This window comes from Roseofilum reptotaenium CS-1145, assembly GCF_028330985.1.
Classification (GTDB): domain Bacteria; phylum Cyanobacteriota; class Cyanobacteriia; order Cyanobacteriales; family Desertifilaceae; genus Roseofilum; species Roseofilum reptotaenium.
On sequence record NZ_JAQMUE010000105.1, the window covers coordinates 12832 to 38368 of the forward strand.

Here is a 25537-nt window from a genome sequence, read left to right on the forward strand (position 1 = left end):
TAAAAGTCGCGCAAGACAAGCTTAACAGCATGGCATGACAATATCAATGCTTAAAAGCTGTAAGGATCTGCAAAATCATTTATTCTCAAATAAAGCATTCATACCAATTCTCTATTTTGATGAATATCTTGTTTTTAGGTGCGGGTGTCATTTTAGCGTTAATGACGATCTCCATTATCCTCGATCTGGTTACCGCTCGTCGCTATGAGTCCTCCGCTTCCGTCGCCAACACCTACGACCAATAGACAGAAGAAGGGATATTAGAATTTTACTGGGGCGAACCTCAAGGGGTTACAAGGCAGCTCAAAGGTCGCTATAGCGACCTTTTTCGGTGGTATTTTGCTGAAAACATCAACTGAAAGTTGGCGATCGCTAAAAGAGGTAAAGTAGTTATGAGGAGATAATGACTTGAGAATGGGTTTGACAAGATTGGTAAAAGAATCTACCATAGGCGAGAATATTATTTAAATATTTGATGATAGAATACCATATTTTATCCTCTTTTTTCCGGCATTAAGCTAACATTCAACACTTCTGGTACATTGGCTACCAAATTAGATGAGCTTACCCTGTGTTTTATGCCCCGTTTTATCCTTAACTATCTCCCTGTGTTTTTCCGGCAACCATTCCTGAATTTATCCATAACTATTAAATCCTTTTGCTTCCTTAGAATTTGGAACAATTGAAAGACAGAAAAAACTCCAGGACAGACTGATTTTTTGACCTTTAATTAAGTTTCCCCTTACCCACCCTCACAGTCAAACGATCGACACTTGGTTCTAACAATACACTTTACTCTGTACACGAGTGACGTTGCACAAGCATAAGATGTGTAGCTGGGGAATCGAACCCCAGAGCCGCTTGTTGCTCTACCAAGGAGTCCAACTTAACCCAGTTGGAGAGGGTTGTGCCCGCTTCAGTTTGAGTGCTACCAACTTGTTCTATTTTAATTCTTTTGGGTTCATTCGATCAAATCATGAGTCCAATTAGCCTGTTGGATTCTTGCATCTAAGATCCGATACTCCTTGGCTAATTTATCCGCAGATTTTTGGATATCGGCAACGGTAACAGAACTAACAAATTTAATTTCGGTTTTACTATACCGATTAGACGTAGGGGTGGCTTCTGCGGCTAATCTAGTATACAAAGAATGTTTGAGTTTGAGATTATCTCGTTGAGCTAATGCCTCTATCATAGAGAGACCATTGTCCAATTGGATTGCATTATTGGTTTGGGTTATTTTGACGACTAGCTTGCTGAATGCTTTTGCCGTTTTGTCATATTCCTTGAGTAGAGTATTGGGGTCTTCAGCAGGAGTATCTCCTTCTTGATGTTTGGCATTTCGTAGAATGCGATCGCGCAGTTCTTGCAACTGACGACTCAGTGCGGCTCTCTCTGTTAAGGCTTCTGCTAATTTCATTTTGATATCGCTGTATATTTATATATCTTCTGATTCTAGCAAACATTGATGAAAGAGAGCGTTTATAACAGCAAAGAGTCGATCTAAATCACTGGTAATATAAGGAACTGAGTTACGGGTAAATTCATCTCCTTTGAGTTGTCCAAACTCCCAGACTCGACCATTAGAAACAATGCCAATAATTTTCTGTTCCCAATCTTCATTTATTTTCTGAATAGCTACCAATTCAGCCAGACATTGCCCCCACCCTTCCTCAAATTTATCTTGTTTGGCTTCGATAACCAGAAAATAGGGTTTATCAAAAATGAGATGACCTAAAGGATTGAGTCGAGCAACCACATAATCGGGTTGCCCGTAAAGGGCTTCATCATAAGTGAGTGTGGGGTGACTCCACAAGACTAATTTATCATAATAGGCTTTCCAAACTTCTTTTAAGATGGGGTAAATTAAGTTTTCACAAATGGCATATTCGGAATGATAAATGGCTCCATGGGTGAGGATGAAATCTAGGTCTTTGCGAAAACTTTCCTTAACCGTAAAGGGTACCTCTTGTACAAAGTTGGCGATACGATGCTTGATTTGGAATTTTTGGGCGACATCAGCGATACTTTTATATTGGCTAAAAGGCATAAATACAGCCTCCTATAGCGCGTAGCTTCATTCTTGTATCATACCTTGGCCGGCTAACCAGCCAGTTGTCCAAGCATTTTGGAAGTTGAAGCCGCCGGTAATGCCGTCGATATCGAGAATTTCACCGGCAAAATGCAGGCCGGGACAACAGCGACTTTCTAGGGTTTTAAAGTTGACTTCTTTGAGGGGAATGCCGCCACAAGTGACAAATTCTTCTTTGAAAACGCCTTTGCCACTAATTTGATAGTGGTCTTGAGTAAGGGTTTGTAGGAGTTTATTCAGTTGTGTTTTGGAGAATTGCGCCCACTGTAGACGATCGCCAATTCCTCCTTTTTCCAGTAAATATTGCCACAGACGACGAGGAATCGGAACGGGACAATTCGCCCATAGGGTTTTTGCCCCTAATTGGGATTTAACCTTTAGCAGCAGTTCTCGCACATCATCCGGTCGAGATTGGGGTAACCAATTGACCCTCAAAGAGGTTTGATACTGAGTTTGTTTTAAATCTCTTGCGCCCCAAGCGGATAGCTTCAAAATTGCTGGGCCGCTGAATCCCCAATGGGTGATTAAAACCGGGCCGGTTTGGGTTAATTTTAGGTCTGGTAATTCGACTCGCGCTTCGGTGACCGAAATTCCGCTTAACTCGCGCAGTGCCGAATCATTAATTTTGAATGTAAACAGGGAAGGAACGGGAGGAATGAGGGTATGGCCGAGACGTTGAGCGAGTTGATATCCGCTCGGATGACTTCCCGTTGCGAGCAAAAGGCGATCGCCCTTCAGTTCCAGCAACTCTTGACCCGACTTCACCTGTACCCGAAACTGACGATCTTCTATATTCACTCCCAGTACTGGGGAACGGGTATGGATCTCAACTCCCAGGGTTTTCGCTTGTTGGATTAAACAATTGGCGATCGTCTGGGAATCATCGGTGACGGGGAACATGCGGCCATCGCTTTCCGTTTTTAGAGAAACTCCGTGTGACTCAAACCAGGCGATCGTATCGCTCGGTTGAAACCGGGTAAACGCCCCCCGCAAGGCCTTTGCTCCCCTGGGATAGGACTGCACCAGAGCGGCCGGATCGAAGCAAGCATGAGTCACATTACACCGGCCTCCTCCAGAAATCAGCACCTTAGATAACAGGGTTTTGCCCGCTTCCAGGAGCATCACCTCAGTGTGGGGATGAGCAGTTTTGCAGGATATGGCTGCAAAAAAACCGGCCGCTCCCCCTCCAATAATCAAGATCCCATCATTACCCATTAATCTTCTGGTTCAAAATCCTCTTTACCCACACCACAAACTGGACAGACCCAATCATCGGGAATATCTTCAAACGCTGTACCAGGTTTAATCCCACTATCGGGATCTCCTTCTTCGGGATCGTAGACATAGGCACAAACCGTGCAAACGTATTTTTTCATAACTCCCCCTTGAGTCTCTGAATAATCCCGATTCTAAGCCTTCACCATCTCCGTAAACCGAATCTTAAGATAATCTTCCTCCATTTTCGCCCCGGATGGATTTAAAGCGGCCAAAGATTGGGGTAAAACCAAATTGCGCCGATGGTTACCAATGCGTACATTTAACTCATCTCCGGTTTTATTCAACTGGATTTGGTCTTTGGGAATACCGGGTAAATATAATTCCAGGCTATAGTGATCCTTATTTTGTACCACTCGAATCGTATTTTCTTCGTAGTAAACCTGAGTCGGGTCTTCCTCTTTATAGAGTGTTTCCTTCAAGCGCTCCAAGGATTCTAAGCCACACATTTCATCAGAGAATAGAGGCACTTCTTTGACGGGAAGCGGACTAAAATTTTCATGGATTTCTTGGCGATATTCCTGTTGATGAGCTTTCCAACGTTGGAAAAAGGGGTCATTGACTTCATCGGGAATAATGCGATTAGCCACAACCATATCAGTAGAAACATTATACAAACTTAAATAGGCATGGGCGCGTAAAGATTCCTTGATTACCATTTTCTCTGGATTGGTCACCAAGCGTACCGAGGTTTGCTGATTATCGGTTAAAACGCGCTCTAGTTCTTCGATCTGCTCGTAAAATTCATAGGGCGCATCCATCACTTCTTTATTGGGTAGGGAAAATCCGGCGATGGGCTTAAACAGGGGTTCAACAAGGGGTCTAAGCGCTACAGACATCCCCTGCAAGGGCTTGTAAAACCGTCTCATGTACCACCCCCCAACTTCGGGAATACTCAGCAATCTGAGGGCCGTTCCAGTAGGAGCAGAGTCGATAATGAGGACATCATATTTGCCTTCGTCATAATGGCGTTTCATGCGGACTAAGCCAAAAATCTCATCCATTCCCGGCAAAATAGCCAGTTCTTCGGCTTGTACCCCATCTAAACCTCGCGCTTGCAGGACTTCGGTAATGTAGCGTTTCACGGCTCCCCAATTGCCTTCTAGCTCCATCAGAGCGTCGAGTTCTGCCCCCCAAAGGTTGGGTTTGACTAATCGCGCTTCGTGACCTAATTCTAGATCGAAACTATCGGCGAGGGAGTGGGCAGGATCGGTACTTAAAACTAGGGTTTTATAGCCGAGTTCTGCACAACGTAAGCCAGTTGCTGCTGCGACGGAGGTTTTCCCGACTCCGCCTTTCCCGGTCATTAAGATTACACGCATGGGTGGTTTGGCTTTTTCTGAAAATGGTTTACACTTCTTTACTTTACCGGGTTTTACCAGCGATCGCACCCCTTAGCGATAGACAGGATTCATCCAAGATGCGCCCCAGTTCTATTTAATCCCTCTTCTGTCAAACTGGGAAAACACTTGTCTTGACTGAATTCTAGAACTCTTGCCGCATCCGCGATCGCGACGTTTTTTCCTAACAGAAACTCAAAAATCTAGTCAGATCGGCAAATATCTCTGTCTATAAGGGGATACAGCGATCGCGAGATCCGAAAGTGACAGAAGAGGGATATAGTGATTTCAAATTCTAGTGAGACATCAATTACTGAGCACTATGAGCAACTAATCCCATTTCTCTATGAAGTTGTGATTAATAAAGTATCAACCAAGTAGTCCCATCCAATATCGAGGCGATCATTATAAGTTAAGTCTTAGTGTCTCCCTATATCCGTATCTCCCCATCCCTGCGGGAACTGCTATAAAACCTGCACTCGGGCATAGCGTAGTCCATCCACACCTTGTAGGGGAGCGACGGAACCGGATAGGATTTCTGGGGCAATCCAGCCTTCTCGCTGGAGATAATCGAGATAATGCTCGTATTCTTTCCACTCATCATCGGTAGAATAGACAAGGGTGAGCATTCCAGGGGCAGTAATGCGATCGCCAGTTTCTAAATCGACTCCCTTATCAATCCGTTTTTTCACGATTTCATAGCGGGTATCTCGACTCCCTTGCACGTCAAAGATTTTTTCTGTATTTTCATCATGACAAATATCGATCGTCACATCTTGCACTAACACCAGATGGGTAAGCTGTAAGGAAATTTTATCCACTTCATGCAGTTTTATCCCCGTGCGCGCCGCATCACACAGAGCGCAAAGTTGCTCGTAGCGCAAACTGTGCAAATGAAATGCCGTAAAGCTATGATGAATCGATTTCCCCACATAAATCATATGATCGATGCCATCGGTAGATTCGAGATCGCAATAGTGGGGAATAATCGCTTGCATTCGCTTTTGCCAACGCTCCCACGTCTGTAGTAAATTCTCGTTAATCCGATCGATCGTCCGATCGTAGGCTCTACGGGCAGTATCTACTGAATGGCGATCGTTATTGGCACATTTACGATACCAATCGATCGCGTTTTGTGCAGATTCTCCACATTGATAAAAGTAATCAAAATAAATCTCAAAATGCTCTTGAAGATACTGAACTGCCGTCACCTCTGAATCAACCGTTACTTTGCCTTCAATACGCGTTTTGTACGCCTCTAAGTCAATTTTAATCTGCTCAATCAATCGATTTTTTTGACCCTCTTCCACTGCCTCTAAGATCGCCAATCCCAATTCAAATTGTTGAATTAAATCCGCTTGAATTGCCCGATTTCGCTCATTAGAAGAACCGCGAATATCAGAAATGCCAAAGAGGGGATAAACTTTTTCACAGACAATGGGTGCGGGTTCAAAACCCCAACTGCGTCGTTCTGCTTCCTGGGTAAAGCGCCAAGCCACCGCTGGATGGATGGGGTTTAACTGATTGTGGTTCGTTTGCCGCATGGCGCAGGCAAAAGCTGGAATAAGTTCTCTGGCATAATGGCAATCTTGAGCTGTAAAATTATGGGGGCGATCGCTAACTAACCCAATCAGTCTTAACATTTCTGGATGATTTCCCTGTTGCTCATAATCCCATCGCAGGGGAATCAGTAACAGAGAGCGTACCCCCTCCTCCCATAAAGTACGCTCACACTGCTTTTCGCTTTGAGGATTGATTTCTCCCACTCGCAATACTTGGTTTTGTTCCAGAGCCGTTATGAAATAAGGGCTATCTAGCTCCTCCCTAGGAAATACATAGCTCTCTAGCGTTCCACAGACTTTCCCTACCAAAAGGCGCACTTGATTCATATCTACATTTAAAATCATCAAATAGCTGGCACGGAATAGCTCCTGTAACTGGTAATTAATCAATTGCAGTTTATTCCCTTCTAAAAGAGAATCTGGACTGGTTAAAAGTTTAATTAGCCGTTGTTTTCGTTCCGTTTGAGTCACTTCAATCCCTTCCAGGATCAGCTCTCCCGTGACGGTATAGTTTTCTAGCCATTGCAAATCATCAAAAAGATTGTCCCCCATCGGTTGCCGGCTAAATACAGTCCATTCGTCCAGTTTCGGATGAACTCCACTAATTTTAAGTCCTTCAGAATTGAACCACAGTTGTAACCAACCCGGAGCTTGGGAAGGGCGGTTAAATTGAACGACGATAGGAGTATTAACGATCTGCTCCAGCTCTCGAATGTGATAGTTAAGGCGATCGAGTTCTTCCTTCTTGCTGGGGGTGCTTTGCAGTTGTGTGAGTAACTGGGACAGCAATAAAACCAGCAAATGACAAGAATAATAGTGTTGTAGGGTGGAATATCCCGAAGCTGGCAAAAAATCGAAAAAGGGGCGATCGTAATATTCTGTGGGGGGTTCTGAGGTATTGAAGCCAAAACCCTGGGAAAATCCAGAGTTAAATCCAGCTAATGTCCAATTCTCTAAATGGGCAGATTGATGCCCGCTGCATCGTAGTAAGGCTAACATTACCCGCTTAGAGAGGGTTTCATGGGGAGATAAATGATTGTCAAAGACAACCGAAGATGGCGAATCTTGGAAAGGTTGATCCACTGAAGTCATATTGGGTAAGTTCCTGCATCTGTTTATCGCACCCTCAATCCAATCCTAATCTTTACCCGGATTAACGATTTTAATCTGGTATTACGATTTAGGCGAATTTATTCTGCTATTCCTATAGCCCTGTTATGAGTTTAACTGCTGATCGGTGAATAGTGGAGAGTTGATATTGATTTCAGGCTTAAATCTTATGGGGATTCTTTCAAAATCTATGCGTGTTACTACCCTTTCTCTATGGCTGTTAGCGACTTTAGCCTCCTTTAATTTAATGGCGGTTGCTTATGGGGCGAATCCTTCAGAAGTAAGGCTTGCCCAAACTCAAGCGCAACCGAAACCTTCGCCTGCACCAGCACCGGCACCCGCTCCTGCTGCTCCCCAGGGAAATGCTGGCTTATCGGAGCAAGATTTAAACACCCTCAAGGAGGTGATTGAGCAAACGGTGGAGCAGACAGTAAATGAGAAGTTTGCCCAAGAACGTGCCAGACAAGAAATTGAGTGGCAAGCGCAGTTATCGGAGGTAGATGATATTCGATCGCGCCTCAATCAGTTGATGCTGTTAATGGTAGTATTTATTGGCGGAACTGTGGTTTTATTGCGCTTTATGCGGAGCAGTATGATTGGGCAAATCGTTACTGAGGTGAATCGCCGCTTTGAAGATCTCAATCAGCCAGAAGGCCATCTTCAACAGTATACCGACATGGCTCGCCAGTTGGTTGAGGATTTGACGACTCAAATTGAAGCAGCAAAAACCGAGCGTCAACGGGGATACCAGAATGTCAATCAAGAGGTTTTGGAATTAAAAGAGTCTGCTGGAACTATCCAGGAAGTACGCCAAGATTTGGTTAAACAACTGCAAGGGTTAGGAGAGGATCTAAACCGAGAACTGGGTAAAATTCGCCAGGAAATCAGTCCTCGTCCGGTGTCTGGGGTTTCGGAAATTGCTTTTTTAGAGGATTTAGTAGAATCAGATCAGCAAGAGGGAACCGTTTTATCTTTTGATTTAGAGAAGTTGGATGAAAATCAGCTTTTTGTCACGGCTCAAGAGTGTGTAGATCAGGGGAATTTATTGGCAGATGAGGGGTTATATGAGGAAGCTGTAGCCCTTTATGAGCAGGTGCTAGAAACCCAACCGGAGTCTTTTGAAGCGTGGTATGAGCGGGGAAAGACGTTGGTAAAGTTGCATCGTTACCAAGAGGCGTTAACGTCCTATGAGCAGGCGTTATTTTTAGAGTCGGATAATGGTGAGGTTTGGTATCACAAGGGGTTAACGTTAATGCTAACCGATCGCCCCTTAGAAGCGCTAGAGGCATTCAATCGTGCTCTGGAATTGAATCCGGACGGAGCAGAAATCTGGTATTGTCTAGGAAATACGCTGCTGAAGTTAGACCGCCATCCGGAAGCTGTAGAAGCCTATGAGCGGGCGATTTCCCTGCAACCCGAAGATACGGAAGCTTGGCATAATCAGGGGGTAGCGCGGGAAAAGTTAGAGCAGTTTCAAGAGGCGATCGCCTGTTACGATCGGGTAATTGCGTTGGATGGGGATAAAATCGAACCTTGGTTTCATCGGGGTAATGCTCTAGAAAAATTGGAAGAATATGAAGGGGCAGTTGAAGCCTACGATCGCGCAATTTCACTGTATGAAGAACAAGAAGATCGCTCAGAAAAGACGCTCTTAAGCACTATTTGGTTTAATCGAGGCACAACATTAGCTCAGTTAAAACAGTATGAGCAAGGTTTAGAATCCTACGATCGCGCACTTCAAGTTAACCCCGACGATCCGCAAATTTGGACAGCGCGAGGGGAAATGTTAGAGCGCATTCAACGATATGAAGAAGCCGTGGATGCCTACGATCAGGTATTAACGTTAGAGCAACATAAACATCAAGCTTGGCGACATCGGGGCATTTTATTGGAAAAGTTACGCCGGTTTGAAGAGGCAATTTCGTCCTACGATCGCGCAATTCAGTTGGAAGAAAATGATTATGAAGCTTGGCGCGGGAAAGGGACAGCTTTAGCGGAATTGCAGCGCTACCAGGAAGCAATTTCTTGTTTTAGCCAAGCCTTACAGATTCAACAAAATTTGGGAATTACGCCCACAGAAGAGGATATTATCCAGCCCTTTTCTCCTAGGTTAGGTTAACTGTACAGCGCTTTGCGCTGGGAAATAGGGAATAGGGAATAAGGAATAGGTTGATGGTACATGGAGAGAGAGGATTCAAGCTTGTGTTTCATAACGCAAGCAAAGCACTGTATGAATTGATTAATTATTAATTGGATTGGCTAACCTGTCCTCGACTAAATGACAGGCAGCCCCATGTTTGTCTGATATTTGTGTCCAAATGGGTTCAACGGTTTTACACCGAGATTCAGCTACGGGACAACGGGTATGAAAACGACAGCCAGAAGGGGGATTTACCGGAGAAGGAATTTCTCCCAAAAGGCGAATGCGCGATCGCTCATCATCGGGATCGAGGGGCGGAATGGCTGACAGTAAGGCTTGCGTATAGGGATGACTGGGGTTAGAAAACAGTTGGTGTGTGGGAGCGATTTCCACAATTTGCCCCAAGTACATTACCGCCACCACATCACAGAAATGGGCAATCACGGAGAGATCGTGGCTGATAAACAAGAAGGTTAAATTCATATCCTCTTGTAGTGCTTTTAACAAATTAAGGATATTGGCTTGAATCGAAACATCGAGGGCTGCTACTGACTCGTCAGCGACCAAAAAACTGGGCCCGGAGACTAGGGCGCGGGCGATCGCAATTCGCTGTCGCTGCCCCCCTGAAAACGCATGGGGAAATCGTCGCAAATGCTCTAAATTTAGCCGACAACGCTCCGCAACCTCTCTTACCCTCTGATTCGTCTCTTGGCGAGTTTTCGTCAGTTGCATGGCTTCTAGCGGCTCGGCAATAATATCCCGTACCGTCATCCGAGGAGAGAGCGCCGCATAGGGATCTTGGAAAATCATCTGAGCCTCGCGGCGCAAGGCTTTCAATCGTTCCCCTTCCAGCTTGGCGATACTTAAAGGCAAATCTGCCACCTTAAACGTAATCTCGCCCCCCGTAATCGGAGCCGCCTTCAGAATCGCCCGTCCTACGGTTGTTTTCCCGGAACCTGACTCTCCTACTAAGCCAAAAATCTGACCGGGCATAATATCAAAACTGACCCCATCCACCGCTCGCACGATTTTGGGTTTACCATGCAAAAATCCCCCGCCGACGGGGTAGTGAACTTGTAAATTACGAACCGATATGAGTGGAGTCATGATTCAATTAAAAATTACAATTAGAGATTTCCTTAGACATCTTCTTTTCATTTGATGTTAACATACTACTATCGCATTTTATCTAAAATGTAAAAAACATTAATTAAAAACAATGAAACAAGAAATGAAGTTAGATTTTTTTGAATTTGAAAAATTGGAAATAATTGTTGAAGATTTATCTCCTTGTCATCAAATTGCTTTTTCGGCAGCTATGTGCGAAAGAATGTTTCCAATTTATGAAGTTTTTTCACAAGAAGAAGGTGTGGGTAGCCCCCAAATTTTAAGAAGATCATTAGACGAGATTTGGAAGATTTTACACGGGAAGCTAGCAGAAGTAGAACTCATTAATACACTCATAAAGGAATGTGACGAGGAAGTTGTGGCTTCAGAATCAATAACAAAATCTCAATTTGATCTAGAGCAGATCTTAGCTATTGAGGTCATTTGTGTTACTTTAGATTCATGTCTTGAGCCAACTACAAAAAAAATAGTTCGAGTTGCTGCTTGTGTAACAAATGCTATCTTTGCTTTTTTTCAACTTAGACAAGAAGAAGCAGATCCAACCTGGGAACAAAAGTCCTTCATAGAACAAAAAGAATTTATAGTTAACCATCAACTTACCCAGCAAGAAATACAAAAGCAAGAAGAAGACTTGCTGAAGTTACAAGATTCCAAAACTTTGGATAATGAACTTTTAGACTGGCTTCGGAATTCTTCTAGTAATAGATGCATAGTTGATCTCTCTTGGAATTTAAATTAAAAATAGCATTTTAATTCAGTAAAATCTGACCGTTTTCAAGGAGTTAAGATGACACAAATCCTTACCCAGACCCTTACACTGCAAGAATTCTTGCAGCAGCCAGAAACAAAACCAGCGAACGAATATATTAATGGAGAAATTATCCAGAAGCCCATGCCCAAAGGAAGATATAGCCGTTTACAAGGTAAACTTTGCGCGACGATTAATCAAGCCTGTGAAGAAGCACAAATTGCCTATGCTTTTCCAGAATTAAGGTGTAATTTTGGCACGCGATCGCTCGTTCCAGATGTCTCCATATTTCGTTGGCATCGAATCCCCTCTACCTCTGATGGTGAAGTTCCCGATAACTTTAATCTTCCTCCAGATTGGAGCATTGAAATTCTTTCCCCCGAACAGCGTCCGAATAAAGTCTTGGGTAATGTTCTGTATTGCTTAGAGCAGGGCAGTGAGCTAGGCTGGTTTATCGATCCCGGAGATCGCAGTATCTTGTGTTTCATTCCTCAGCAACAACCGATTTTATGTCAAGGCGATCGTGTGATTTCGGTTCTACCCGATCTCAACATAACGCTCACAGTTAACGAAGTGTTTAGCTGGTTAAAAATGGTGTGAATAGATCTGCCGGTTAGGCACTTTCTTCTAACACTTTTTCTTCCAGTAAATGACAGGCGGCGTGATGGTTAGGATGGGCAAGAGTTGTTCTTGGGACATGGGTTTGACAATGGGTAGTAGCTTGGGGACACCGGGTGTGGAAGACGCAACCAGTGGGACGTTCGAGAGGGCTGGGGATATCTCCGGGAATTGGCATGAGGGGCGCATCGCGAGCATCTAATCGAGGAATAGCTTCAATTAGACCTTGGGTGTAGGGGTGTTTGGGTTTCCGGATAATGGAGCGCACGGGACCAATTTCCATGGCTTTACCGAGATACATCACCATCACATCGGTGGAAATCTGGGAAATTACGGCTAAGTCATGGGAGATAAAGATAATTGCCATGCCAAATTCTTGTTGTAGTTCTGCCAAGAGGTCTAGAATCTGAGCTTGAATGGTAACATCAAGGGCTGTGGTGGGTTCATCAGCAATGAGTAAAGCCGGACGCATGACTAGAGCAGAGGCAATCATGGCGCGTTGGCGCATTCCTCCAGAGAGTTGAAAGGCATATTGGTCAATTCGTAACTCTGGGTTCGTCATTCCTACGCGGTCTAACATGGCGATCGCCATTTCTCGCGCCTGTTTCCGATTTACCTTATGATGGAGACGAATTCCCTCGATCATTTGATTGCCAATAGTGTACAAGGGCGAAAACGCTGCTGAGGGTTCTTGGAAAATCATGGCAATTTCACCGCCACGAATTTGATTTAAAGTCTTGCTTTTTTCCGGCAGGTTGGCAAGATCAAAGGTTTCTCCCTGTTTATTGCAGTAGAAGATATGGGAGCTGAAGTCAATTTCTGCATTTCCTGGCAGTAGGCGCATCAGGGCTTTGGTAGAAACTGATTTACCCGAACCCGACTCGCCCACAATACCCAGGGTTTGACCCGGTTTGAGGGAGAAGGACAAGTCATCAACGGCGGTTATTTTACCTTCATCGGTGCGAAAGTGGATGGAAAGATTAGAAACAGTGAGTAGGGAGTCAGTCATGGTGTTGGGGAATGGGAGAGTGAAGGATAGGGAGATAGGGGGATGCGAGAAATTACATTACCTATTACCTAATTACCGTCGAATGCCAGAATAGGGGTCTGCGGCATCTCGCAAACCATCACCGAGGAGGGTGAAGGAGAGGACAGCGACGACGAAGAAGATTAGGGGAATGAAGAACCAGGGAGTAAGTTGAATGGCTTGAACAGTAGTCATTTCTTGCAGGAGAACGCCCCAGGACATGGTTGGTCGTCGCAAACCTAGGCCGACGATGGAAAGGGCAGTTTCATCGAGGATGCGGTAAGGGAAGTTAATCACCAGTTCGACAATAATGTAACTGGCAAAACCGGGAAGAAGATGACGGGTGACAATGCGCCAACCACTTGCTCCACAGAGTTGGGCAGCCAGGACGTATTCTTCTTCGCGGGAAGCAAGCAGGTAGGAACGGATACGCCGCGCTAGGGTGGGCCAGTTAACCAGTCCCATGACTAGAGTCATGGCAAAATAGACTTGTTGGTTTGACCAGTCGCGGGGAAACATGGCGGTGAGGGCCATATATAGAGGTATGGGAGGGATGACGCGCACTAAGTTAGTAAAGGCTTGAATGACGGTATCTACCCAACCGCCAATATAGCCAGCCACTCCCCCAAAGAAGAGGCTGAGAATAAAGGAAATCATGATGCCTAAGAAGCCGATGGTGAGGGAGGTGCGGGTGGCAAACATGACGCGACTGAAGAGGTCGAGACCGCTAGAGTCTGTACCAAAAAGATGCACTTTGCCTCGATCTGTGCCGAAAAGATGGCGATCGCCCGGTATAATGCCGAAAAGCTTATATTCGCCTGCCTTGTGAAAGAAGCGCAGGTTACGCCGCACGGGTTTTCCGTCTTCTTCAATAATCTCAACGATATAGCGCTTTTCCAGAACATTGTAGCCACTAGTCATATCATGGACAAACGGCCAAGCTTGACAGCCTGCACTGTCGCATAATCGGATCAGTTGGGGCGGACCGGCGGTATAGTCAGAATTACGGTCATTTGCCAGTCCGGAGTAGGGCGCAATAAATTCGGCAAATAAGGCAATGAAGATAAAGAGACTCAGAACTGCTCCCCCCAAAGCTGCCAGGCGGTTGGTCTTAAATCTCGACCAAAAGAGTTGCCATTGGGACGCGGTATAGTAATCTTCTTTTTTCTGTTTAATGTTAGTTATCGGTTGATTCATCGTCCTTTTAACCTCACCCTAGGGTCAATGGCAACTACCAGCAGGTCAGAGAGAAAATTAGCAGCGATAATAATGCTGGTGACACAAACTAAAATTCCGGCGGCTGTATTTTGGTCAGCATCCAGGAAGGCGAGCAGGAGTTCTTGACCAAGTTCTCCTAAAACGAGAATAGAGGCCACGATAGGAAGTTCGTTAAAGGAACGGGCAAAGTCGAAGCCAATAGTCGAGACAATGGGCATCACCGCATGACGAGCCGGATATTTAATTAACATGGGCCAACCCGATAATCCTTTCGCTCGTGCAGCCGTAACGTAGAGTTTGCCCAATTCATCTTTCATTAACCCGCGCATGGTTTGCAGTTGGAAGGCGGTGGTAGACCAACCCAAGACCAGCAGAGGAATATAGGCATGGCCGAGGAAGTCGAGGAATTTGGCCATTGACCAAGGTTCATCGCGATAGGCTTGCGAGACTAAGCCGGTTACGTCTAGGTTAAACACAAAGGCATTAAGCATCAGGAGGACAAGGGCGATCGCAAAATTCGGCAGCGCCAGTCCCAAATAAGACAATAGAGTCACCAGGCTATCCGCAATTCCCGATTTTCGAGTCGCGACCCAAATCCCGACAGGAATAGCGACAACATAGGAAAATAACATTGCCCCTACGACCAGGACAAAAGTATAAAGAAACTTCCCTTGAATCAGCGTATTAACTGACGTTTCCACCCGAAACGCAGGGCCAAAATCGAAGCGCGTTACCACATTCCACAGCCATTCCCCATAGCGGACTAAAAACGGTCGGTCTAATCCCAAGTTCGCGCGCACTTGGTCAATTTCCGCTTGGGTAATCGTCACTCCCGTCCCCGAATATTTGCGGAATAGCTCCCGCTCGGCATAGTCTCCCGGCATTAGCTCAATCAGAGCATAAATCATAAAGGAGACCGCCAATAACGTTAAAATTGCTACAATAAGCCGTCCAACCAGAAAGCGCCAAAACGCCTCATTGTTCGCACCAGATAACAGCATCAATTCTCAATAACCCTGTTCGGCTTCGTCTCAGACTCCTATACATTTACCGCACGAGTTTAAACAGAGCGTAAAGAAAAGGTTAATATTAGGCTTTGGTGGGGCAATGGAAGGTATAGATAGGTTTTTGGTTTCCACTCTAATCTAAGATACACAAAGGTTTTCCAACAGTGCGCGATACTATGGAAGAGTCCTTAGCTGAAGAGCTTCATCCTTTCATCCATGGTCAACTCAACCCATTCTTCTCCCTCTCTCTCTTCTGAAACCTTTTCTGAAGTCTCCAAGTCTCTCTCTCCCCTCATTCTCGAGGAATGGCCGGTTTTAGACTCTGAGCAATTATCCGAAAGCCAAACAGATTTAGAGGCAACGATCCAATATATTGCCAGTCGTACAGAACGGACAAAAGCTTTAATTCGCCGCCATTTAGCGGAACTTTACCAGGTTTGGCAAACGGACTCGGCTAACGGACAGGATAACCCTTCCACCTCAGAACCCTCCAAATCTCCAGTTTTATCCCAGGTCGATCAAACCCTGAAACTCTTGGAAAAACGTACCGAAAAACTGGTTGCTCAATTTGAAGAGGATGTTCTCCCGAAGGTGAGTGAAAAGGCTAAAGACCATGTGGGAACCAGTTTATTAACCGCGTTGGGTGTTGGGTTTATTCTGGGATTACTGGTCGCAGGGGGTGGGCGTGGCCGTTCATGAACTCTTAGATGGTCTGCATGTTTACCTTACTCGTGGGGTCCGTTTGCTGCGAGTGCTGGTTGACATGCACCAAGACCTAGCTGTACGGGAAGCGACCCAAGAACAGCAACGGTTAATTCAGGGACTGTTGATCTTGCTGGTGGGAACCGGCCTATTAATGACTGGAATTGCCCTATTGCAAGTGACCGTTGTGGTGACTTTACAGCATTTAGGACTGGGTTGGTTGGGTGCTATTGCTCTGACGGCCTTGGTGGACTTGCTATTTGGCCTGATCTTAATGCAATGGGGGTCTCAAAGATTACAAGGTCCCTACATGCGTGAAACCCGCGATCGCCTCCTGAAAACGACTCAAACGTTACTGCAAGATGACCCGGATGCCGGCCATTTCTAGTCCTGTAATGGGCTGTCTTATCTAAAGTAAGGTATGGGGTGCGCGATTTGTTGTAGGGCTTTAGCGCTCTGAACACTTTAGCGCTAAAGCCCTACTCTCAGAAATCAGTTTAATTACAGACTTTGTACAAATTTACTTAACCGCTCCATGCCTTTTTCGATCGAAGTCATATCCGTGGCATAGGAGAGGCGAATATGATCGTCTGCACCAAAGGCAACACCGGGAATGGTCGCTACATTATAGTTATCTAGGAACTGAGTGCAGAAATCGGTGGATTTAAGACCCGCTTCGCCGATGTTGACATAGACATAAAACGCGCCTTTGGGTTCACGTACTGATAACTTGGGAATGGCTTGAATGCGCTCAATAATGACTTTTCGGCGTTCATCAAAGGCAAGGCGCATTTTTTCTACACAGTCTTGGGAAGATTCCAAAGCGGCGATCGCCCCATATTGGGCAAAGGTACAAACGTTTGAGGTACTATGACCTTGAATGGTATTGCAGGCCTTAATCAGTTCCACAGGGGCAGCCAAATAGCCAACTCGCCAACCCGTCATGGCATAGGCTTTAGCAAACCCATTACTAATAATAGTGCGCTCAAATGCTTCTGGACTGGCAGCGCCAATACTCAGATGAACGGCTCCATCATAGAGAATTTTTTCATAAATCTCGTCGGAGACCACCCACAGATTATTTTTGACCACTACTTCCGCTAAAGCCTTGATTTCTTCTGGAGTGTAAACCATTCCTGTAGGGTTCGAGGGGGAGTTGAGAACAAATAGTTTGGTATTGGGGGTAATGGCGTTTTGAAGTTGTTCTGGCGTAATTTTGTAGCCGGTAGCTGCATCTGTCGTGACTAAAACCGATTTTCCTCCGGCTAAAGCGACCATTTCTGGATAACTCACCCAATAGGGAATGGGAATAATCACCTCATCTCCCGGTTCAATCAAGGCCATCATCAGATTATAGAGAGAATGTTTCCCCCCATTGGTGACAATGATATTTTCGGGTTGGTAGTTGAGATGGTTATCTTTCTTTAACTTTTGGGCGATCGCCTCTTTCAGCTTGGGTTCTCCTGATGCTGGGCCATATTTGGTTTTCCCTTCATCAAGAGCTTTTTGTGCAGCCGCTTTAATGTGGTCGGGGGTATCAAAGTCTGGTTCTCCAGCACTAAAGCTACACACATCTAACCCGGAAGCTTTCATTTTCTTGGCTTTAGCGCTGATCGCTAAGGTTAATGAGGGGGTTACTTGTGCTACACGAGATGCTAACTTCATAGTTGCTCCAGATCCTTCTTTTATGTTGATTAAGGGCGATACTCCTGCCCAGTCGCTTCGCGACCGCCAACTGTCTATTCTGGCAGAGAATATCACTTTGCCTAGAGAGATTCAACTTTTTTTAGCCTTTGAGTTTGTAACGTAATTCTTACATTCGGTAATCCAAGTTACTAATACTTGTGTGAAGTTAATTTAAATAAAAACTGGAAACGCAAGGTTTTTTGAACTGATGTGTGGAAAGTCCCTGAACTGACCCAATTTGCTGCACACTATTGTTTATTTCTCGACAGGAGTTGTCGTTATGCGTCACTTACATCACTGTTATGAGATTTTAGAAGTGGCTCCTAACGCTAGTTTGGAGGAAATTCACCAAAACTACAAGGATTTAGTGATGGTCTGGCATCCCGACCGTTTTGTTCATAATCCCCGCCTTTATCACAAAGCCCAAGAAAAAATAAAACAACTCAATGAAGCCTATGAGCAGTTGAAGTCTCAAAGAAATTTAGTGATGGCATCAGTACATCAGAGCGATCGCGCCTGGGCAAGGACGAAACCCTCTGCACCAAACCCTTATGAGCCATCTGGCTTTTCCCAAGCTAGAAGAGAAGATTATAACCGGGCATTAGATGACTATATTCGTCATCATAGCCGAGATATGCAAAACTGGTTAGATTAGACTTCGTGTAAAAGTCAGGCAATAGAGAGGGAATAGGCAAGAGTCTATTCGTAGCGCAATGGTGATGTCAGAACTCTGGGTAACGATCGCAACGGAGAATGTAGAAACCTTAAGGGATTTTTATCGTTGTGTGCTGAACACTCAAGCACAGCGAGAAATTCCAGGGGTGTATGCGGAGTTTATCATCGGGGGGTTGCGCTTGGGATTATTTCGACCCCGCGATCGCCAAGAATTTCACTCTTCTACCCCAGGATCCATGAGTTTATGTTTAGAAGTCGAGGATATTGAGGACGCGATCATCGGTCTGAGTCATTTAGGCTATCCTCCTCCTGGAGCCATTCAAACTGCTTCCCATGGCCGAGAAATTTATGCCTATGATCCCGATGGAAATCGACTGATTATTCATGAAAATCGGTAAGTCAAAAGGCAACAGGTAAGAGGCTAGGTTAGGTTTTTGGAGCATTGAGTAAACGATGTAACACTTTTGTGGGTTGGTTTGAGATCTAAGTCTAGTTCGTGAGCTTTCAATAATGAGGATGAGGATTGAGATAAGTAAATGAGGCGATCGCCCTTAGTCGATATGATTCTAATCGAGTGAAAAGACCTGGCCTGCGAGCGAGAAAATGTTTCACCGAAAGAAGTCAGAAGTTACCTCCTGAAATCGTCTTAATTATGAAATTGAAAAATCGGGCTATTGAGAAAAGTCCAGTTTCAAGCTAGAATTGTTATATAGTCGGTGGGTAATATTCACCTGATGATTCTAGGGAAAAGTTTGAATTAGGGTAGATTACACCTTAGTTGCAAACAAACGACAAACACAACGAGGTCAACACTAATGAGTACAACGCCTTCTATAATCAATGGAAGTTTTTCTTGGTCATCTAAAACTATCAGCGATCCGGTCATTGAGATTTACTACCAGTACTCGAACAAGCTCTTGATTGCTGACAGTAATGGGTGTGTATACACAAGTTACTTCTGGCTAAAAAATTTACTGCCTATTCCCATTGTATTGGATTCAGTACAAATCACCACAGGAGAAACTCCAACAGAGCCTATTGTTGATACTGAACTTCTCGTTCCCTCCACTACTAATTGGGCAGACTTTATTGAGTTCACTAACTTGGGCAATATTTCTCCGGGTTCCTGGAGTCGTCGGTGTCAATTTACCATGAAAATCGTCCGTGCGATTGAAGGTCCTCCACTGCCTGATAATTACACTAATAATGTGTATTTCTTCCCCAAATACACCGTTGACTACAAGAACCAGCCTACCTTCACGTTTGACACTCAAGTTGTCAAAGCGTAGTTCCTAAAATGCTTGTAGAAAAGTGGTTTGAGAAAAAAATGCACTTTTGCAGGTAACTGCAAGTGCATTTTTTTGTGTATTTTAACAAGAACAGACCTCTGGCCGAGAAATTTATGCCTATGATCCGGATGGGAATCGCTTGATTATTCATGAAAATTTGTAAATTTCCTTAAGAGATTTGGGGGCGATCGCACCTACAGATTAGTTTTTGCACTTTAGTAAATGCTGTAACACTTTCTGACCAACCAGGCTGGGATAATCAACTCATACCTAATCCTAAAACATAGGTTCGGAGCGATATTATATGTCCACAGAAAATGTAGAAAAATTGCTCGAGGCGGGCGGACAAGATCCTAAAATTCGGGAAGAATACGACAAAACTCAGAGTAAAGATGAATTTGTCGAGAAGGCCAACAAGGATGGATACAAATTTACAATCGAGGAACTGAATCAGGTACTCAAGGAGTACGGCAATTCCTTTGAACTTTCGGGCTTCCCGCCCCGACGATTCATTTGGTTGAAATAACATCGAACGATTTGTCCCCCCTAAAGACTGGCTTCTTAAACAAACCTCAGTTTAATACCGCTTTACAGGAAGCCGCAGGGACGATAGCGGTGGAAATTGGGTTAATGGTTCATCAAGATCTGTAATTTTCCTTAAGACATTGGCGACCCAACACTCTTACAATTGAGTAAAACCGTGAATCTAGCTCCCTTTGATTAAAATGCCCAATTCTCCTGTCGTCTCTTATCAAATTCTCAGCGATCGCAGTCAGTACAAACCGTGTAAGATCAATGTCCCCGATCTTGATCGTCCCATTGCTGCCATTCGAGTCAACCAAACCTACTATAGTCTCTTTCAAGTTATTCAAGACAGTGAACGCGCCGAAACCATCGCCGAACGCCTCACTAAGCGAGGAGATGAAGTTATTATTACTCCTACTCCAAAAGGAAGTGCCCTTTGGGTCAAAGAAGCTCAAGGGTCTCCCGTTTCCCGTTCTACCCAAAAAGCACAGAACGCTCAAACCCCTGCCAAGCCTCCAGAGCCACCCTATAAAATTCTCAATTCTCCAGAAGATTATCAACTTGGGTATATTCAAGTCCCTGACTTAAACGATTCCCTAGAAGCAATTGAATGTGAGAACCAATATTACAGTCTCTTTAAGAGCTTTCCTGATATTCATCAAGCCTCAGAAATAGCTCTGCGTCTAGCCAAGAAGGGAGATAAAATCTTGATTATCCCCAACTCTCCCCAATTTACCCTTTGGATTTTAGAGCCAGATGCCCAGTGGTTAGCTTCTCGATAGACCGAGTCAGCTAGAGTAGACGCAACCTTTAACTATCCTCTAAAATTCCCGGTAATACTTCTCCTACTTGGGTATTTAGCACTTCCATATCCTCTTGATCTTTCGCACTAAAACTGGTCTTAAATTGCTCGGGTGCTTGGGGCCAAGTGCTAGGATCGTAGGCTGGAAATTGTCCGGATTTGCGTTTATTCACTAACTGGGTGACTCCCAAGGGTTCCCCATCTTTGGATAACACGGGCATACAAAGCAAACTAGACGTTCTATAGCCCGTTTTTTTATCCGTTTGTTGAGCAATTTCCGACCCCGGATAATCATATAAGTCAAAGGGAATATTCAAGGGTTGTCCTGTCAGGGCAACACGACCAGCAAACCCTTCTCCCATGGGAATGCGAATATCAATTAAGGAGCCATCGCTTTGAGGTAATTTAGTCCATAGCTGTTTATTGACTCGATCGATTAACCAAAGGGTAGAGCGGTCAGCATCAGTTAGGGTTTTTGCGGCTTGCATTACATTACGAATAATCTCTTCTGCGGAACTACTACTGCTTTTAATCAGATTAATTGCGTGAGTTAATGGATCAACGGTTAGACCCGATTTTCTCAAGGTGGGGATGTCAGTATAGAAGGATTGGAAGCCTTGGAGAATGGGGGAGATTAATTGGGTATACTCTTGCAGGCGATCGGCATCGGTACGGTTAAAGCCTTTGGGATCGAGACGACCTTCGGTCTGTTTGTTAAATAAGCGAACGACTCCGACGACTTCCTTCTGATCGTTGACTAGGGGAAATAAGAATAACTGGCTATAATTAGCGATTTTACCAGCTCCTTGAATGACTAAGGGATCGGCTAAATTTCCCAGTTTATTAGTTCCTTTAAAGTCTTGGCTACTGACGATGGTTTTGGCTAACCCTTGCTCTGTCGAAACAGTAATCAATTTAGGTTTTTTCTGGGCATCTAAAATGGCAGACCAGAGGTTATTCCGGCTAGAATCCAGAATAAATAATGTGGCTTTGGCTACTCCGATCGCCTGTTCTACAGAGGTGTGCAGAGGTTGGAGAAAATGAGCTAAAGAATGGTAAGCAGCTTCCTGGTTAGATGCTCGATCCAACTCCATTTGACTCAATAAAACTAAGCTTTGCTGGGTTACCTCAGTGGGATCAATTTGCGCTTGTTTCTTCAAGTTTTCATGGCTTCTAATAAACTGGAGTAGTACCGCTACCCGTTCATTAAATAACTGCATAGTTTGTTGATCGTTGCGGTCAAAACTGGCTTTTAAATAATCAGGAACTGCGGGCCAATCTTCTTTGTTATATTCGGGATGATTGCCTGGCTTACGCTTATTGACTAATTGGGTAATACCGAGTAATTCACCTTCTGGACTTTCGATGGGCATACAGAGTAAACTACACGTCCGATAGCGAGTTTGAGAATCGGTGCGTTTTGCATTTTCAGCGTTGGGGTCATTGTAGAGGTCAAAGGGAATATTCAAGGTGTGCCGGGCTTGGGCAACTTCACCAACAAATCCTACTCCGATCGCACATCGAATTCTCCCTTTTCCGGGTAACTCTGTCCATAAATCCCCAGCTTGAGGGTCATGTAACCAGAGGGTGGAGCGGTCAGCATTCATCAGTTTTTTGGCCGTATTCATCACCCGATGTAATACGGTTTGAGTATCGAGGTTAATCTGATCGAGCGATCGCGTTGCTTCCGTAAGTGCCGCCGTTGCCCGTAACTTTTTAGTCGCTTTATAGGATGATTGACACGCTTGCAGAATCTGACGAATGGGAAGCACACATTTAACCAAGCGCTCTAAATCTTTGCGGGTAAACCCTTGCACTGGACGCGAGGGACTATTGGGAGTTTTGGGTGCAATTTTATTGAGCAGTTGAATCACCGCTACCACATTCTTTTGCTCATCTAAAATTGGAAAGGCTAAAATATTGCGAGTGCGATAATTATACTTTTGATCGTATTCTTTCACCAACTTACATCTCGGATCGTCATACACATTGTTGGGAATATTAATTACCCGCTTGAGTTGGGCAACTCCTCCAGCAATGCCTTCGCCAACTCGGACATGAATATCGAGGAATTCACCCTGTTCATTTTGAGCTACCAAAGACCATAACTCTGTTTTCTCATCATTAAGCAAAAAGATGGTAGTCCGCTCGGCCCGGAGCAACTGCCCCACCGTAGAAGTCACATCTCGCAGCACCTCATATAGGGCTTGGGCTGATTGATGGCCTTCTTCGGGGGTTTGTCCTTCTGAAAGGAAATCTACTTGAGAAACCAGTAATTTCCGCTCCAGTTGGGTAAAGGTTTTCAGGAATTCGGTTTCATCGACTTCTAACTCGGTTTCAATGGTTTCGATCGCCTTCTCGACCCATTGAGCATTAAAAATTCCGGCATAGATACGGTTATGGATTAATAAACGCCCTTGTTCGCGCATCGCTAATCCCATAGTCCGTAACTCGCGCTGTTCCGGACTCTCATTAGCCGGTATCCCTTCGTCTGCCAATACTTGTTCATACAATCGAAGCAAGTTCAAGGTTGCCGGTTGGGGTTGTAAGAGGCGATCGCGAATACTGCGTAAATGTTTTAATTCTTCATTGTTTTCCCAATTCTGAATTAATTCCCTTTGCACTAACTTAGAAATCCATTCTTCTTCGCGACCCACGATGGGTGCATCCTCAGAATCTGCGATCGCCTGGCAAACGGCTATTGTCAGCAGGGGGTGGGCAGCCGTCCAGAAAAATATCGTCGAAATCAGAGTACGATAATTTCGGGTTTTGGCTTTCATTCCCCTGGCCAAATCCAGGCCAGTAGCGTATTTTGAAGAAGGAGTCAGGGAGTAGCTCTCGTTGGCGATCATATCGTGCAACCCGATCTGAATGGATTTAGCTATGCAATCAATCTCAATGATACCCTGATTGTACAAGGCCTTCTTTTGGCGAGAGATTAAACCCATGCAAGAGATTCAAGGAACCACCCGTTTACTGGGTATTATTGGCGATCCGATTAAGCATTCGCGATCGCCGGTGATGCAAAATGCTGCCCTTTCCCATCTAGGTGCTGATTATGTCTATGTCCCCTTTCCGGTTACCCAAGACCAATTGGAGGTTGTCCTAGAGGGATTTCAAGCGGTTGGGGTGGTTGGGTTTAATGTCACTATTCCCCACAAAAGAGCAATTATGCCCTACTTATCCCAAATTTCCCCAGTTGCCCAAGCCGTGGGTGCAGTGAATACAGTTTGGCGAACGGAACGGGGATGGGAAGGAACCAATACAGATGTTTTGGGATTTATTGCTCCTTTGAAAGAGGAGCATCAGAAGTGGTCCAATGCACAAGTGGTGATTTTAGGCAATGGCGGATCGGCCCGAGCAGTGGTTGCCGGTTGTTTGGAGTTAGGGGTTGAGCGCTTGCATGTGGTGGGGCGTAATCTTGAGCGTTTGCAAGCTTTTCAACGGAGTTGGTCCAATCCTGTAATGATTCATGAATGGCATGAGTTACCGGATTTGTTACCTGAAACCACAGTATTGGTCAATACTACACCCATCGGTATGTCTCCCAATGTCAATGAGACTCCGGTAGATGGGGAACTCTTGGCTCGTTTGCCTCAAGGAGCCATATTATATGATTTGATTTATAATCCTCGTCCGACTCGTTTTTTACAATTGGGACGGGAGATCGATCTGCTCACGATTGATGGTACAGAAATGCTCGTTCAGCAAGGAGCAGCCGCTCTACAATTGTGGCTTGATGAACCCACTCCCGTTGGGGTGATGCGTCAAGCACTTTTGGATGCGCTGTAATATCAATTAATAATTAACAATTTTCATGTCGGCGACAGCCGAAACAATTAACAATTATTTTAAGAGGACTGAGTATGACAGTTGCTACTGTTGCTAAAGTCTGGACAGATGATGAGTTTATGGCGCTATCCAGTGATGGGCATCGTTACGAGTTGGTGGATGGGGAGTTAGTCGATATGGGAAATTCGGGAATGGAGCATGGCTATGTGGCCTGTCTTTTGGTAGCCGAATTGATGGCTTTTGTACGCCAAAATAAATTAGGGGCAGTGTGTGATTCGAGTACAGCGTTTACCTTAAAAGAGGGTAATCGGCGATCGCCCGATATTTCTTTTATCAGTCGTGACAGATTGAAGGGATTAAGCCGTCCGCCCCGGGGATTTTTTCAGGGATCGCCAGATTTAGTGGTGGAAATTTTGTCCCCAGGAAATACAGTAGAGGAAATGCATACCAAGATCGTAGAGTATTTCCAGAATCAGACGCGCCTGTTGTGGATGATTCATCCTGATGAACGGTATATCTTGGTTTATCACTCTCCTGAGCCTGATCGTCTCTTGCGGGTAGGAGATACACTTGATGGAGAGGATGTGATAGTGGGGTTTTCGATGGCAGTATCAGATTTATTCGAGCCATGGGATTTTGAATAAAGTTTTAGAAATTGTGAATGTTACGAATAGATGGAGAAACTGTGTAATGAGGTACAGTTGGAAAAGATTCTCTCATCTCCCCAAAAAGCATGGGGAGAATCCCACAGTCCTACCTTTTTGAAGGAGGATGGAAATGTACCTCGAAAAGCAATGAATA

25 protein-coding genes are annotated in these 25537 nt (G+C 44.8%); 13 read left to right on the forward strand and 12 right to left on the reverse strand.

Annotated elements, in window-relative coordinates; all coding sequences use genetic code 11:
• Positions 1–119 precede the first annotated feature (119 nt).
• On the forward strand, positions 120–245 hold the full coding sequence (locus PN466_RS23490) for a hypothetical protein (RefSeq protein ID WP_271944566.1): 126 nt from the start codon (positions 120–122) through the stop codon (positions 243–245).
• Between the two features lie 716 nt (positions 246–961).
• Here PN466_RS23490 and PN466_RS23495 read toward each other — a convergent pair.
• From PN466_RS23495 to PN466_RS23520, 6 genes are all read right to left on the reverse strand, one after another.
• Positions 962–1420: a DIP1984 family protein gene (locus PN466_RS23495; protein ID WP_271944568.1), complete on the reverse strand. Its 459-nt coding sequence runs from the start codon at positions 1418–1420 to the stop codon at positions 962–964.
• Between the two features lie 18 nt (positions 1421–1438).
• Positions 1439–2050: a hypothetical protein gene (locus PN466_RS23500; protein WP_271944570.1), complete on the reverse strand. Its 612-nt coding sequence runs from the start codon at positions 2048–2050 to the stop codon at positions 1439–1441.
• A 27-nt stretch (positions 2051–2077) separates the two neighbouring features.
• On the reverse strand, positions 2078–3307 hold the full coding sequence (locus PN466_RS23505) for a BaiN/RdsA family NAD(P)/FAD-dependent oxidoreductase (protein ID WP_271944572.1): 1230 nt from the start codon (positions 3305–3307) through the stop codon (positions 2078–2080).
• Positions 3307–3468, reverse strand: a complete 162-nt coding sequence (gene rd / locus PN466_RS23510) for a rubredoxin (RefSeq protein WP_271944573.1) — start codon at positions 3466–3468, stop codon at positions 3307–3309. Before rd ends, PN466_RS23505 begins: the two co-directional genes overlap by 1 nt.
• Before the next feature lie 33 nt (positions 3469–3501).
• Positions 3502–4689, reverse strand: coding sequence for a TRC40/GET3/ArsA family transport-energizing ATPase (locus PN466_RS23515; protein ID WP_271944575.1), 1188 nt, complete (start codon positions 4687–4689; stop codon positions 3502–3504).
• A gap of 482 nt (positions 4690–5171) precedes the next feature.
• Positions 5172–7361 carry a GAF domain-containing protein gene (locus tag PN466_RS23520; RefSeq protein ID WP_271944576.1) on the reverse strand — a complete coding sequence of 730 codons (2190 nt, stop codon included), beginning with the start codon at positions 7359–7361 and terminating at the stop codon, positions 5172–5174.
• A gap of 208 nt (positions 7362–7569) precedes the next feature.
• Here PN466_RS23520 and PN466_RS23525 point away from each other — a divergent pair, with 208 nt between their 5' ends.
• The gene (locus PN466_RS23525) at positions 7570–9498 is read left to right on the forward strand and encodes a tetratricopeptide repeat protein (protein ID WP_271944578.1); all 1929 of its coding nucleotides are present in this window, start codon (positions 7570–7572) and stop codon (positions 9496–9498) included.
• Positions 9499–9618: 120 nt separating this feature from the next.
• On the opposite strand, the gene PN466_RS23530 is transcribed toward PN466_RS23525, so the two are convergent.
• Entirely contained in the window at positions 9619–10626 is a 1008-nt protein-coding gene (locus PN466_RS23530; RefSeq protein WP_271944580.1) for an ABC transporter ATP-binding protein, read from the reverse strand.
• Between the two features lie 112 nt (positions 10627–10738).
• Here PN466_RS23530 and PN466_RS23535 point away from each other — a divergent pair, with 112 nt between their 5' ends.
• Both PN466_RS23535 and PN466_RS23540 read left to right on the forward strand, forming a co-directional pair.
• Complete coding sequence (locus PN466_RS23535; protein WP_271944582.1) at positions 10739–11386, forward strand: DUF416 family protein; 648 nt, start codon at positions 10739–10741, stop codon at positions 11384–11386.
• A 48-nt stretch (positions 11387–11434) separates the two neighbouring features.
• The gene (locus tag PN466_RS23540) at positions 11435–11995 is read left to right on the forward strand and encodes a Uma2 family endonuclease (protein WP_271944584.1); all 561 of its coding nucleotides are present in this window, start codon (positions 11435–11437) and stop codon (positions 11993–11995) included.
• Positions 11996–12008: 13 nt separating this feature from the next.
• Here PN466_RS23540 and PN466_RS23545 read toward each other — a convergent pair whose 3' ends face one another.
• From PN466_RS23545 to PN466_RS23555, 3 genes are all read right to left on the reverse strand, one after another.
• Entirely contained in the window at positions 12009–13022 is a 1014-nt protein-coding gene (locus PN466_RS23545; RefSeq protein WP_271944586.1) for an ABC transporter ATP-binding protein, read from the reverse strand.
• 72 nt (positions 13023–13094) lie between these two features.
• Positions 13095–14237: an ABC transporter permease gene (locus PN466_RS23550; protein ID WP_271944588.1), complete on the reverse strand. Its 1143-nt coding sequence runs from the start codon at positions 14235–14237 to the stop codon at positions 13095–13097.
• Positions 14234–15259 (reverse strand): ABC transporter permease, encoded by a 1026-nt coding sequence (locus PN466_RS23555; protein ID WP_271944590.1) that lies wholly within the window; start codon positions 15257–15259, stop codon positions 14234–14236. Before PN466_RS23555 ends, PN466_RS23550 begins: the two co-directional genes overlap by 4 nt.
• Positions 15260–15481: 222 nt before the next feature.
• Here PN466_RS23555 and PN466_RS23560 point away from each other — a divergent pair, with 222 nt between their 5' ends.
• Together PN466_RS23560 and PN466_RS23565 are read left to right on the forward strand one after the other, a co-directional pair.
• A complete protein-coding gene (locus PN466_RS23560; RefSeq protein WP_271944592.1) occupies positions 15482–15964 on the forward strand; it encodes a hypothetical protein in 483 nt (160 codons plus the stop codon).
• Entirely contained in the window at positions 15951–16355 is a 405-nt protein-coding gene (locus PN466_RS23565; protein WP_271944594.1) for a phage holin family protein, read from the forward strand. The genes PN466_RS23560 and PN466_RS23565 overlap by 14 nt, the downstream gene beginning before the upstream one ends.
• A gap of 113 nt (positions 16356–16468) precedes the next feature.
• Here the strand turns inward: PN466_RS23565 and PN466_RS23570 are convergent, their stop codons facing one another.
• A complete protein-coding gene (locus PN466_RS23570) occupies positions 16469–17632 on the reverse strand; it encodes a pyridoxal phosphate-dependent aminotransferase (RefSeq protein WP_271944597.1) in 1164 nt (387 codons plus the stop codon).
• Between the two features lie 301 nt (positions 17633–17933).
• On the opposite strand from PN466_RS23570, the gene PN466_RS23575 reads away from it, so the two are divergent.
• From PN466_RS23575 to PN466_RS23595, 5 genes are all read left to right on the forward strand, one after another.
• A complete protein-coding gene (locus PN466_RS23575) occupies positions 17934–18308 on the forward strand; it encodes a J domain-containing protein (protein ID WP_271944598.1) in 375 nt (124 codons plus the stop codon).
• 64 nt (positions 18309–18372) lie between these two features.
• Positions 18373–18726 (forward strand): VOC family protein, encoded by a 354-nt coding sequence (locus PN466_RS23580; RefSeq protein WP_313898693.1) that lies wholly within the window; start codon positions 18373–18375, stop codon positions 18724–18726.
• Between the two features lie 417 nt (positions 18727–19143).
• Positions 19144–19617: a hypothetical protein gene (locus PN466_RS23585; RefSeq protein ID WP_271944601.1), complete on the forward strand. Its 474-nt coding sequence runs from the start codon at positions 19144–19146 to the stop codon at positions 19615–19617.
• 304 nt (positions 19618–19921) lie between these two features.
• Positions 19922–20143: a Nif11-like leader peptide family natural product precursor gene (locus tag PN466_RS23590; RefSeq protein ID WP_271944602.1), complete on the forward strand. Its 222-nt coding sequence runs from the start codon at positions 19922–19924 to the stop codon at positions 20141–20143.
• Between the two features lie 199 nt (positions 20144–20342).
• Entirely contained in the window at positions 20343–20924 is a 582-nt protein-coding gene (locus tag PN466_RS23595; RefSeq protein ID WP_271944604.1) for a hypothetical protein, read from the forward strand.
• A gap of 28 nt (positions 20925–20952) precedes the next feature.
• Here the strand turns inward: PN466_RS23595 and PN466_RS23600 are convergent, their stop codons facing one another.
• Complete coding sequence (locus PN466_RS23600) at positions 20953–23892, reverse strand: GAF domain-containing protein (RefSeq protein ID WP_271944605.1); 2940 nt, start codon at positions 23890–23892, stop codon at positions 20953–20955.
• On the opposite strand from PN466_RS23600, the gene PN466_RS23605 reads away from it, so the two are divergent.
• Entirely contained in the window at positions 23891–24736 is an 846-nt protein-coding gene (locus PN466_RS23605) for a shikimate dehydrogenase (RefSeq protein WP_271944606.1), read from the forward strand. The two genes, PN466_RS23600 and PN466_RS23605, sit on opposite strands and share 2 nt — an antisense overlap.
• A gap of 74 nt (positions 24737–24810) precedes the next feature.
• Positions 24811–25380, forward strand: coding sequence for a Uma2 family endonuclease (locus PN466_RS23610; protein ID WP_271944608.1), 570 nt, complete (start codon positions 24811–24813; stop codon positions 25378–25380).
• Positions 25381–25537: the final 157 nt, after the last annotated feature.